The organism is Streptomyces sp. SS8, assembly GCF_054072955.1.
This window is the reverse complement of sequence record NZ_JBSVCZ010000042.1, coordinates 17955-29116: the sequence shown is the minus strand read 5'-3', so window position 1 is coordinate 29116 and position 11162 is coordinate 17955. Positions and strand designations below refer to the sequence as shown.

At 74.8% G+C, this 11162-nt stretch carries 10 protein-coding genes; 7 read left to right on the top strand and 3 right to left on the bottom strand.

The genetic code is table 11. The features are described from left to right. The first annotated feature begins 359 nt into the window (after nt 1-359). Together ACW69E_RS26780 and ACW69E_RS26775 are read left to right on the top strand one after the other, a co-directional pair. The gene (locus tag ACW69E_RS26780) at nt 360-1940 is read left to right on the top strand and encodes an ABC transporter substrate-binding protein (protein ID WP_457500877.1); all 1581 of its coding nucleotides are present in this window, start codon (nt 360-362) and stop codon (nt 1938-1940) included. Nucleotides 1941-2079: 139 nt separating this feature from the next. Further along, complete coding sequence (locus ACW69E_RS26775) at nt 2080-2751, top strand: uracil-DNA glycosylase (RefSeq protein ID WP_457500881.1); 672 nt, start codon at nt 2080-2082, stop codon at nt 2749-2751. A 52-nt stretch (nt 2752-2803) separates the two neighbouring features. Here ACW69E_RS26775 and ACW69E_RS26770 read toward each other — a convergent pair whose 3' ends face one another. Continuing rightward, a complete protein-coding gene (locus tag ACW69E_RS26770; RefSeq protein ID WP_457500876.1) occupies nt 2804-3247 on the bottom strand; it encodes a DUF3224 domain-containing protein in 444 nt (147 codons plus the stop codon). A gap of 105 nt (nt 3248-3352) precedes the next feature. On the opposite strand from ACW69E_RS26770, the gene ACW69E_RS26765 reads away from it, so the two are divergent. Further along, nucleotides 3353-4375 (top strand): helix-turn-helix transcriptional regulator, encoded by a 1023-nt coding sequence (locus tag ACW69E_RS26765; RefSeq protein WP_457500875.1) that lies wholly within the window; start codon nt 3353-3355, stop codon nt 4373-4375. Nucleotides 4376-4467: 92 nt separating this feature from the next. Further along, nucleotides 4468-4971 (top strand): hypothetical protein, encoded by a 504-nt coding sequence (locus ACW69E_RS26760; RefSeq protein ID WP_457500874.1) that lies wholly within the window; start codon nt 4468-4470, stop codon nt 4969-4971. A 615-nt stretch (nt 4972-5586) separates the two neighbouring features. Here ACW69E_RS26760 and ACW69E_RS26755 read toward each other — a convergent pair. Next, the gene (locus tag ACW69E_RS26755) at nt 5587-6186 is read right to left on the bottom strand and encodes a TetR/AcrR family transcriptional regulator (RefSeq protein ID WP_457500873.1); all 600 of its coding nucleotides are present in this window, start codon (nt 6184-6186) and stop codon (nt 5587-5589) included. Between the two features lie 99 nt (nt 6187-6285). On the opposite strand from ACW69E_RS26755, the gene ACW69E_RS26750 reads away from it, so the two are divergent. Further along, nucleotides 6286-7536 carry an FAD-dependent monooxygenase gene (locus ACW69E_RS26750; protein WP_457500872.1) on the top strand — a complete coding sequence of 417 codons (1251 nt, stop codon included), beginning with the start codon at nt 6286-6288 and terminating at the stop codon, nt 7534-7536. Nucleotides 7537-7600: 64 nt separating this feature from the next. Next, nucleotides 7601-8506, top strand: a complete 906-nt coding sequence (locus tag ACW69E_RS26745; protein WP_457500871.1) for a Gfo/Idh/MocA family protein — start codon at nt 7601-7603, stop codon at nt 8504-8506. On the opposite strand, the gene lnt is transcribed toward ACW69E_RS26745, so the two are convergent. Then, a complete protein-coding gene (lnt, locus tag ACW69E_RS26740; RefSeq protein WP_457500870.1) occupies nt 8478-10013 on the bottom strand; it encodes an apolipoprotein N-acyltransferase in 1536 nt (511 codons plus the stop codon). The genes ACW69E_RS26745 and lnt overlap by 29 nt on opposite strands. Nucleotides 10014-10290: 277 nt before the next feature. On the opposite strand from lnt, the gene ACW69E_RS26735 reads away from it, so the two are divergent. Beyond that, on the top strand, nt 10291-11127 hold the full coding sequence (locus ACW69E_RS26735; RefSeq protein WP_457500869.1) for a universal stress protein: 837 nt from the start codon (nt 10291-10293) through the stop codon (nt 11125-11127). Nucleotides 11128-11162: the final 35 nt, after the last annotated feature.

Here is an 11162-nt window from a genome sequence, read left to right as displayed (position 1 = left end):
GCGGGGGGGGGGGGCGCCCCCCCCCCCCCCCCGGGGGGGGGGGCCCCCCCCCGGGGGGGCGGCACGGCACCGGTGTGCGTCCTGAGACGGCTTCCGTACTCTGCGCGACCGCTCGGTCCGCCGAGGGAGGAAGTCCTGATCTTGCCCGGTCCAGAAGCCTGTCAGCCCCGTCATATGCTGCGGTAAGGTCTGCCACGTCCTCGGCACGACAGGCCCGCCCCGACCCTGCCGTACGTGTGGTGGCATGCGCTTCGCACCGCGGCGCGCTCCGTCCCGTCAGCCGATGGATCCCCCCACAGCACCCAGGCAGTAGTGGCATCTAGTGGCGTTAGTGGCATCGCCGACCGAGGAGCGTACAAGTGTTCAGCCAGAACAAGCCTCTGAAGGGCGCAGCCGTGCTGGTGACAGCGACCCTGCTCGCCGGATGCGGCTCGCTGCTCGGTGACGGCGGGAGCGAGGAGGCGATCGTGGTCGGCACCACGAGCACGCCGAGCGTCCTCGACCCGGCCGGTGCCTGGGACGGTTCGTGGGAGCTGTACCGGAACATCTACCAGACCCTGCTGCATTTCCCGAGCTCCAGTGGCACCCCGGAGCCCGACGCCGCCCAGCGCTGCGGTTTCACCGACACCGTCAGCAGCGTCTACCGGTGCGTGCTGAAGAAGGACCTGACGTTCTCCAACGGCAACGCGCTGGACGCGGAGGCGGTCAAGTACTCCGTCGAGCGCACTCTGGAGATCAAGTCGCCCACCGGCCCGGCCCAGCTGCTGCAGAGCATCGACCGCATCGAGACCTCCGGCGAGCGGACGATCATATTCCATCTCAAGCGACCGGACGCGACCTTCCCGCTGGTCCTGGCCACCCCCGCCGCGTCCATCGTCGACCCCGCGGCCTACCCGGCCGACCGGCTGCTGGAGTCGGACAAGATCAGCGGATCCGGGCCGTACCTGCTCGACGGCTACAAGGAGGACGAGCGGGCCGAGCTGGTCAGGAACCAGAAGTACAAGGGCTCCGCGGAGGTCAAGAACGAGGCCGTGACCGTCCGGTACTTCAAGGACTCGGCCAAGCTGGTCCAGCAGCTCAAGAGCGGCGAGGTCGACCTCACCTACCGCGGCCTGACCCCCGAGCAGATCGCCGACTTCGGGAAGAACCGCAGCGACCACCCGGAGATCAAGCTCAACGAGGTCTACGGAACCGAGATCCGCTACCTGGTGTTCAACCCGCGGCACGAGTCGGTCTCCGAGCCCGCCGTCCGCAGGGCGATCGCCCAGATCATCGACCGCAAGGCCCTGGTCCGCAACGTCTACAAGCGCACCGCCGCCCCGCTGTACTCCATGGTCCCCGGCGGGATCACCGGCCACACCAGCGCCTTCTACGAGAAGTACGGCGAGCCCAGCGTGGAGAAGGCCCGCAGCACGCTGAACCAGGCCGGGATCAACGAGAAGGTGAAGCTGACCCTCTGGTACACCACCGACCGCTACGGTGCCACGACCGCCGAGGAGTTCGCCGAGATCAAGCGGCAACTGGAGGCCTCCGGGCTGTTCGACGTCACCCTGGAGGGCCGGGAGTGGCGCGACTTCCAGGAAGGCGTCACCGAGGGCGAGTACCCGGTGTTCGGCCGCGGCTGGTTCCCCGACTTCCCGGACGCGGACAACTACATCTCGCCGTTCGTCGGCAAGGAGAACGTCATGGGCACGCCGTACGAGCACAAGACGCTGACCGGCACGCTGCTGCCCAAGTCCCGCAAGGAGAGCGACCGGGGCGCCGCCATCGAATCCTTCACGCAGGCCCAGAAGATCCTGGCCGAGGACGTCCGGCTGCTGCCCCTGTGGCAGGGCAAGCTCTACATCGCCGCGCACGACGACATCGCCGGCGTGGAGTGGAGCATCGACTCCTCGACGATCATGCGGCTGTGGGAGCTGGACCGCAAGAAGAGCTGGTGACCCCGGGCGGCGGGCGGTCGGCGCCTGTCCGCCCGCCGCCCGTGCGGCGCGGTTGTCAGTGATCACCGGTACGTTCTGGGGTGCGCGTCCGCAGAAGGCGCGCGGAACCGACACCGGAGGTCTGTCTCACGTGAACGCCATGCTGCCCGAGTCCTGGCAGAAGGTCCTCGGCGACGAGCTGGAGAAGCCCTACTTCAAGGAGCTCACCGAGTTCGTCGAGGAGGAGCGGGCACGCGGGCCGGTCTACCCGCCCCGGGAAGAGGTCTTCGCGGCGCTGGACGCCACCCCGTACGAGCAGGTCAAGGTACTCGTCCTCGGGCAGGACCCGTACCACGGCGAGGGGCAGGGCCACGGGCTGGCGTTCTCGGTGCGGCCCGGGGTGCGGATCCCGCCGTCCCTGCGCAACATCTACAAGGAACTGCAGGCCGACCTGGGCTGCCCCGTCCCGGACAACGGCTATCTGATGCCGTGGGCGAAGCAGGGCGTGCTCCTGCTCAACGCGGTGCTGACGGTCCGGGCCGGGGAGGCCAACTCCCACAAGGGCAAGGGCTGGGAGAAGTTCACGGACGCGGTGATCCACGCCGTGGGCGCCCGCCCCGACCCGGCCGTCTTCGTGCTGTGGGGCAACTACGCGAAGAAGAAGCTGCCGCTGATCGACACCGACCGGCACACGGTGGTCCAGGGCGCGCATCCCTCGCCGCTGTCGGCGAAGAAGTTCTTCGGGTCGCGCCCCTTCAGCCAGATCGACGAGGCGATCGCGGCGCAGGGGCACACGCCGGTCGACTGGTGCATCCCCAACCTCGGCTCCTGAGCCGCTTCCCGGACGCCACGGAGGGCGCGACGGAGGGCGCGACGGGGCCGGCTCAGTCCAGCTCGTAGTCGAAGGCGTACGCGACGGACGGCTCGCCGTGCACGGCGGTGAAGCCGCCCGTCCCCCGCAGCCCGGCCAGCTCACCGGTGGCCGAGCCGGGCACCACCTCGAAGACGCAGCGCACGGTGCCCTTCTCGTCGAAGGTGCCGTGCTCGGCGAGCACGAAGGAGCCCGCGCGCCCGTCGAGGGCGCCGGAGACCAGCTCGTGGCCGGTGAAGCTCCCGGCGGAGCCGGGCTCCTTCGCGGTGTAGACGATGGTGTACGCGCACGAGGTCCCGGTGGCCTCGACGCCACCGGTGAAGTGGTTGGTGACGACGGCGGAGGCCAGCTTCGGGCCGCTTCCCGCGCTCGCGCCGTCACCGCTGCCGCCGGCTTCGGCGATGACCTTCTCCTGCCAGTCGGCGAAGGTGAAGCTGCCGGTGGTGTGCGTGGTCATGGGGCTCCTCCCAGGCGGTGGCGCGGGCCCTTCCCGCGCCGGCCGCCATCACTGTCCCGCCCGTACCTGACACCTTCTGTCAGGTACCGGCGGCAGACTGTCGCCATGCGCGCCGACCGCCTCCTGCAGATGCTCCTGCTGCTCCAGAACCGGGGCCGGATGACCGCACCGGAACTCGCCGACGAGCTGGAGGTCTCGGTCCGCACCGTCTACCGCGACGCCGAGGCGCTCATCGCCTCCGGCGTGCCGCTGACCGCCGTGCGGGGACCGGAGGGCGGCTACCGCCTGATGGAGGGCTACCGCACCAGGCTCACCGGCCTCAACGGCCAGGAGGCCGACTCCCTGTGGCTGGCCGGGATGCCGGACGCCGCGGCCGAACTGGGGCTGGGAGCCGAGCTGGCGACCGCCCAGCTGAAGTTGCGCGCCGCGCTCCCCGCGCAGCTCGCCGAGCGCACCCGGCGCGTCTCCGAGCGCTTCCACCTCGACGCCCCGGCCTGGTTCCGGGACGCCGACCCCGTACCGCACCTGGCACGCGTGGCCGAGGCCGTCTGGGAGCAGCGGACCCTGCGCGTGCGCTACCGCCGCTGGAAGGGCGAGGTGCGCCGCGAGCTGCATCCGCTCGGGCTTGTCCTCAAGGGCGGCATCTGGTACCTCGTCGCACGGTCCGCCCACGGCCCGGACGGCGACGGCGGCGGACCCCGGCTCCGGGAGGACCTGCGCACCTACCGGGTCTCGCGCGTCCTCGGCCTCGATGCGCCGGGCGAGCGCTTCGAGCGGCCCGCCGACTTCGACCTCGCGGCGTACTGGGCCGAGGCCACGGGCCGTCTGGAGGCCGGCCGCCTGCGGGGTGAGGCACTGCTGCGGCTCTCCCCGCGCGGCCTGAGGCTGCTGCCCATGCTGTTCGGCGCGGTGGGCGCGCGGGCGGCCCGGGAGGCGGAGGGGCCGGACGGTGACGGCTGGGTGCGGGTGCTCCTCCCCGTGGAGAGCACCACCGTGGCGGTGGGCGACCTGCTCCGGCTCGGCGCGGAGGCGGAGGTGCTCGGCCCGGCCGGGCTGCGCGCGGCGGTGGTGCGGGAGGTGGAGGCGCTGGCGGACAGGTACGGACGGGGCACCGGCGAGAGCGCCTGAGCGCCGCGGCCGCCACCGGCGGCTAGCGTCGGAGGACGGCGCGGGAAGGACGTCCGCGCCGCCGGCACCGACACCACCACACAGGAGAGCCCGTGGCGGAGCATCGGCAGGAGACGGGAGCGGCGGGGGAGGGGAGTGCGGCGGGCGAGCCGCTGCCGACCAGGATCGGCCAGGCGGTCATCCTGCACCGGGGCGGGGACCGGGAGGAGGCGCGCAACCGGCTGGTGCGACTGTGGGAGGAGGCGGGCGAGGACGGCGCCCCGTTCCACCGCTGCGCCATCGCCCACTACCTGGCCGGCACCCAGGATGATCCCGCGGCCGGGCTCGAGTGGGGCCGGCGCGCACTGGCCGCCGCGCTGGCCCCCGCCGAAGACGGGGCTGCCGTGCGGGCCCTGCTTCCCTCGCTCCACCTGAGCCTGGCCGCCGCCCACACCGGGCTCGGCGACCTGGCCGCCGCCCGGCACGAGCTGGACAGGGCCCGCGGCGCGGTACGGGAACTGCCCGACGACGCGTACGGCACGGGCGTCAGAGCCGCCATCGGGGATCTGGCGCGGCGGCTGGCGGACACCTCCGGGCCGCCGGCTCAGTCGCCGTAGACCTGCCGGCAGGTCCGCGCCGGTTCTCCGTCCGGGGCCCAGCCGCCGTACGCCTCACCGAGCCCGCACACATCCGGGCCGGGCCACCGGGGAGTGCCGCCGGAGGCGCGCCCGGGGGGCCCGGCGGGGCCGGACGGGGGCGGTTCGCTCCGCGGCCGGCGGGGCACCGGGCGCGCGGTGGGCCTGCGGGCGGGGGCCGACGCGGCGGGTGGGCCGGAGCGGGACGGGGAGAAGGCACCGGGCCCGCCCGGGCCGCCCTCCACCCTGGCGAGGGTCTCCCGCACCGGGCCGGGTGTCCGCGGCGGCTCGGCGTCCCGCCGCGGCAGGGCGGGACCACTGGGCCGGGGAGGCGGCGCGCTCTCCTCCGGCCGCTGGCCGCCCGCCACCGTGACGCACCCCGAGACGGCCGCCAGAGCGGCTCCGGTCAGGAGCAGGGCGCTTCTCACACATCGCACCCGGCCCACTCTGCCGCACCGCGCGGCCGCCGGGAACTCCCCGCGGGAGTGATGCGGATGGCTCATGCGTTTCATGTGGCCGATGTGACACATGCGGCCTGTGGGGCCAGTGCGGCCTGTGCTGCCCGCGCGTCGGGCGGCCGGGCCCGCTGCGGGCGCCTCATCCGCCCAGCATGCCGCGCAGCAGCTCCTCCAGCCCGGCTCGCAGTTCCTCCGGCGTCGGCACCGTCGAGTGGTAGGAGCCCGCCGTGCAGGAGAACATCACCCCGTCGCACCAGGCGATCAGCGACAGCGCGTGCCGTTCGGGCTCCGTGGAGCCCGCGGCGGCCATCATCGCCACCAGCGGCTCGCGGAAGGCGGCGGTCCCGGCCCGGTCGTAGATCGCCCGCAGGGCGGGGCGCCGGGTCGCCTCCAGGGCCAACTCGTAGCGGGCGACCGCCAGGTGGCGGTGGTGCGTCAGATAGCGGTGCAGGGCCAGTGCCACGGCCTCGGCCGGCGTCCCGGGGTCGTCGCCGGGCCCGGGCATCCGCTGCGCCGGCCCCAGTACGCGCGCCTCGCGTACGGCCAGCCGCCGCACCGCCGTCTCCAGCAGGGCCTCGCGGGTGCGCGCGTGGTTGGAGGTGGAGCCCTGCGGCAGGCCGGCGGCCTCGTCCACCGCGCGGTGGGTGAGGCCGCGCAGGCCGCGCTCGGCCAGCAGGTCGATCGCGGTGTCGGCGATCAGCTCGCCGCGTGCGGTGGCGCGGGCCGTACTCCGGGACATGCCCGCCAATCTACCTCTCACTACAGATGTAGTAGGCTGAGGAGTGTTACTACAGATGTAGTGAACAGTCGCTGCCGCCGGCACGGAGGAGCACCGCCCATGAGCCAGCCCCGAGCCGTCGTCATCGGTGCCGGAATAGGAGGCCTGACCGCCGCCGCGGCACTGCACCTGTGCGGCTGGGCGGTCACCGTCCTCGAACGCGCCGCCGCGCTGGAACCCGTCGGCGCCGGGATCGCCCTGGCCCCCAACGCCCAGCGCGCCCTGGACGTCATCGGGGTCGGCGCCGCCGTCCGCGCCATGTCCGCCTGGGAGGGCGCGGGAGGACTGCGCACGCCGTCCGGCCGCTGGCTGTCGCGCACCACCCCCGATGCGGCGGCCGAGCGTTTCGGCGGCCCCGTCGTCGTCGTCCACCGCGCCGACCTCGTCGGCCTGCTCGCCGCCCGGCTGCCCGACGACGCGATCCGCACCGGCACACCGGCCGAGGTCGCCGACCCAGGTGGGGACGGGCGGCCGGCGACCGTACGCGCCACGGACGGCGAAGGCGAGGGCGGAGAAAGCGTCCGGGAGTACACGGCCGACCTCGTCGTGGCCGCCGACGGCATCCACTCCGCCGCCCGGCGGACCCTCTTCCCCGGCCACCCCGCCCCCCGCTACGCCGGCTTCACCGCATGGCGGTTCGTCGTCCCCGCACCCGGGCGGCCCTTCAGCCCCCACGAGACCTGGGGGCCCGGCTCGGTATGGGGCACCGTCCCGCTCCACGACGGCCGGGTGTACGCGTACGCCACCGCCACCGTCCCCGCCGGAGGCAGGTCGCCCGACGGTGAACGGGCCGAACTGCTGCGCCGCTTCGGCGACTGGCACCACCCCGTCCCCGACCTGCTGGCCGCCGTACGGCCCGACGGCGTCCTGCGCGGCGACGTGTACCGCACCGCCACCGCACTGCCCGCCTACCACCAGGGGCGCACCGCCCTGCTCGGCGACGCCGCCCACGCCATGACCCCCAACCTCGGCCAGGGCGGCTGCCAGGCGATCGAGGACGCCGTCGTCCTCGCCCACCACGCCGGCCCAGGCGCCGCCGGTCTCGAACGCCGCCTGGCCGCCTACACCCGCGACCGCCTGCCCCGCACCATGGACGTCGTACGCCGCTCCGGGCGGATCGGACGGCTGACCACCTGGTCCTCCCCGCCCGCCCGAGCCCTGCGCACCGCCGCGTTCACCGCCCTCGACCGGCTCGGCCCGCACCTGGCCCTGCGCAGCCTCGACGGCATCGCCGACTGGGAGCCGCCGGGCGCCGCGTATGCTGCCGGTCCGAGGGGAACACGGGGCGGCGGCGAAACGGCCACGCCCTGAGCGGACCGGGCGGCGGCGGACCGCCCCGGACGGCGCCGGACGACGGCGAGACCAAGGGGGTCCCGTGAGGATCGCAGTGATCGGACTCGGTGACATCGCGCAGAAGGCGTACCTGCCGGTGCTCACCGCCCGGCCGGGGCTGGAGCTCCACCTGCACACCCGTACCCGCGCCACCCTGGAGCGGACGGCCGAGGCCCACCGGATCCCCGGCCCGCAGCGGCACACGGACCTCGACGGGCTGATCGCGGCCGGCCCCGACGCGGCCTTCGTCCACGCCCCGACGGCCGAGCACCCCGCGATCGTCGCCCGGCTGCTGGAAGCCGGAGTGCCCACCTACGTCGACAAGCCGCTCGCCCACACCCTGGCCGAGTCCGAGCACCTGGTGCGCCTGGCGGGCCGGCGGCGCGTACCGCTCGCCGTCGGCTTCAACCGCCGCCACGCACCCGGCTACGTTCAGTGCCTGGAGCACCCGCGTGACCTGATCCTGATGCAGAAGAACCGCGTCGGACTGGCGGCCGACCCGCGCGAGGTGGTCTACGACGACTTCATCCACGTCGTGGACACCCTCCGCTTCCTGCTGCCCGGGCCTGCCGGGCACATCGACGTCCGCGCCCGGGTCAGGGACGGGCTCCTGCACCACGTGGTGCTCCAGATGTCCGGCGACGGTTTCACCGCGATCGGCGTCATGAACCGCATGAGCGGCAGCGCCGAGGAGATCCTGGAGGTCTCCGGGCGGGACGCCAGGCGCCAGGTGTTCAACCTCGCCGAGATCGTCGACCACAAGGGCCAGCCCAGCATCCGCCGCCGCGGGGACTGGGTGCCGGTGGCCCGCCAGCGCGGCATCGAGCAGACGGTCTCGGCCTTCCTCGACGCCGTGCGCGCCGGGCGCCACCTGGACGCCGAGGACGCCCTGCGCACCCACGAGCTGTGCGAACGGGTCGTCACCGCCGCGCTGGAGCAGGCCGGATAGCCCTCTTCCGCCTCCCGCCCCACCGCCCGCGCCGGAACCGTCGCACCGCGGCCACGGCCGCAGCCGACAGCAGCGAGCCCAGCGCGGCGGCGACGGTCCAGTCACCGGACCGGACGTAGCCGGTGGCGCCCGAGGCGAGCGGCACCTCGTAAACGGCGGCCCCGCTCCGTTCGGTGCCCAGCCGCCCGCCCACCGGCTCACCGCGCGGGCCGTACACCGCGCTCACCCCCGTCAGCGTGGCGTGCACCATCGGCCGCCCGCTCTCCGCGGCCCGCAGCGCCGCCAGGGAGGCGTGCTGGGACGGCGCCCAGCTGTCCTGGAAGGTGGAGGTCGCCGACTGGGCGACGAGCAGGTCCGCGCCCTCGCGCACCAGCGCCCGGCCGACATCGGGGAAGGCCGACTCGAAGCACACCAGCGGACCGGTGCGCACCCCGAGGGTGTCCATCACCATCGGCGAGTCCCCGCGCCTGCGGTCCTCCTCGGCCGCCTCGCCCACCGCCGTGGCCCAGCCCAGCAGGGAACGGGCCGGCACGTACTCGCCGAACGGCACCAGCCGCATCTTGTCGTAGCGCTCCCCGGTGGGCCCCCGCGGCCCCACCGCCACCGAGCTCTTGAAGATCCCCGGCCCGTCCGGGCGCCGGGCGTCCACGTTCACCAGCAGCGGCGCCCCGACCCGCGCGGACAGCGCCGCCAGCCGCTCGCCCAGATCCGGGCGCTCCTCCAGGTCGTAGCCGACACTGCTCTCGCCCCACACCACCAGGTCCACGTCCCGGCCGACCAGTCCGCGGGTCAGCCGCTCACCGGTGTCGAAACGCGCCCCGGCCCCGTCCACCACACCCGGCTGCACCACCGCGACGCGGACCGTGCCCGACGGCCGCGGCAGCGGTGCCCACGCCCAGGCCGCGGCCGGAACCAGCACGCACACCGCCGCCGCGGCCGCGGCGGCCCGCCGCGCGCCGGGCACCGCGACCAGCACCGCCAGCGCGGTGTTCGCCGCCACCACCCACACGGTGACCAGCCACACCCCGCCCAGCGAGGCCAGCCGCAGCGCGGGCGGCACCTGCCACTGGCTCGCCCCCAGCAGCGCCCACGGGCCGCCCAGGTACTCCCAGGAGCGCACCAGCTCGATCACCAGCCACGCCGAGGGCACCAGCACCACCGCCGCCACCGCACGGCCCGGAGCCGGCGCACCCGCCAGCAGCCGCCGCACCAGCCAGCCCCACGGAGCCCACAGCAGCCCCATCAGGGCCGCCACCACCACGAGAAAGGCGTGCAGGCTGGGGGCCAGCCAGTGATGGGTGGCCAGCAGGAAACCGGTGCCGCCCAGCCAGCCCTCCACGGCCGCCCGTCCCCCGCTCCGCGCAGTACGCAGCAGCAGCAGCCACGGGACCAGCGCGGCGTAGGCCCACCACCACAGCGACGGCGCGGGAAAGGACAGGGCGGGCAGCGCGCCCGCCGCCGGCGCGAGCGCCCCGCGCCGCCACCCGGACCCCGCGGGCATCCGCATGCCGCGCCTCCCTCGCCTCGGCCGGACCGGTGGGCGGACCCCACAGTGCCGTACGGCCGTACGGGGGCCGGGCGGGGGCCGCGCCGCGGTGCGGGGTGGCCGGGAACCGCCCGCCGGGGGTTTCACCGGTCCGTATGCGGGTGACCGTTCCCGGGGAACCGGCGAGTGAACCCGCGACTCGCCGGTTCCCCGGGAACGGTCACCCGCCGGCCGGAACCGGAATGGACGGCACAGGGACCGGGAAACCGCGGGAGGCCGGGACAAGGAGGTGGCGGCGGTGGAGCTTCCCCTGCTGGTGGGCGTCGACGGCTCCGGGAGCAGTCTGCTCGCGGTGGACTGGGCCGCGGACGCGGCGGTCCGGCACTCGGTACCGCTGTGCCTGGTCCACGGGACCGAGGAGCGAGCAGAGGGCGACCCGGAGCCGGAGGAGCTGATGTCCGCCGCGACCGAACGCGTCCGCCTGCGCGCCCCCGGCCTGCGGGTAACCACCGTCGTCCTCGACGAGGAACCCGGGGCGGCGTTGGTCCACGCCGGCCGCAACGCGTTCGCCCTCGTCGTCGGCTCACGGGGCCGGGGCGGGATCGCGGGCCTGCTGCTGGGCTCGGTGGGGCTGGAGGCGGCCGGCCGGGCCGACTGCCCGGTGGTCGTCGTACGCGGTGGGGAGAACGCCCGCGCCGGCGGCCACGGCCGGGTCGTCCTGGGGGTCGGGGACAGGGTGGACGGCTCTCCCGCCGCCCACTTCGCCTTCCGGGAGGCCGACGCCCGGCACTGCGAACTGCACGCGGTGCGGACCTGGCGCCGGCCCGCCCACACGGCGGAGAACCACCTGCTGATCCAGGGGGGCCCGGCCGGCGCCCGTCACCGGGAGGCGATGGACCACCTGGACGGCGCCCTGCGGGCCGCGGCCCGCGAGTACTCCGGGATCGACCTGCACCTGCACGCCGTGGAGGGCCCCACCCGCGTGGTGCTGCTGGAGGAGTCGCGCAGGGCGGACCTGCTGGTGATCGGCGCCCACCGCCGGCAGGGCCGCCTCGGCCTCCAGCTGGGGGTGGTCGACCACACCGTCATCCACCACGCCGACTGCCCCGTGGCCCTCGTACCGGAGCACATCTGATCCCTGCCCGCCCCGACGACCCCACCGGAGGGAAC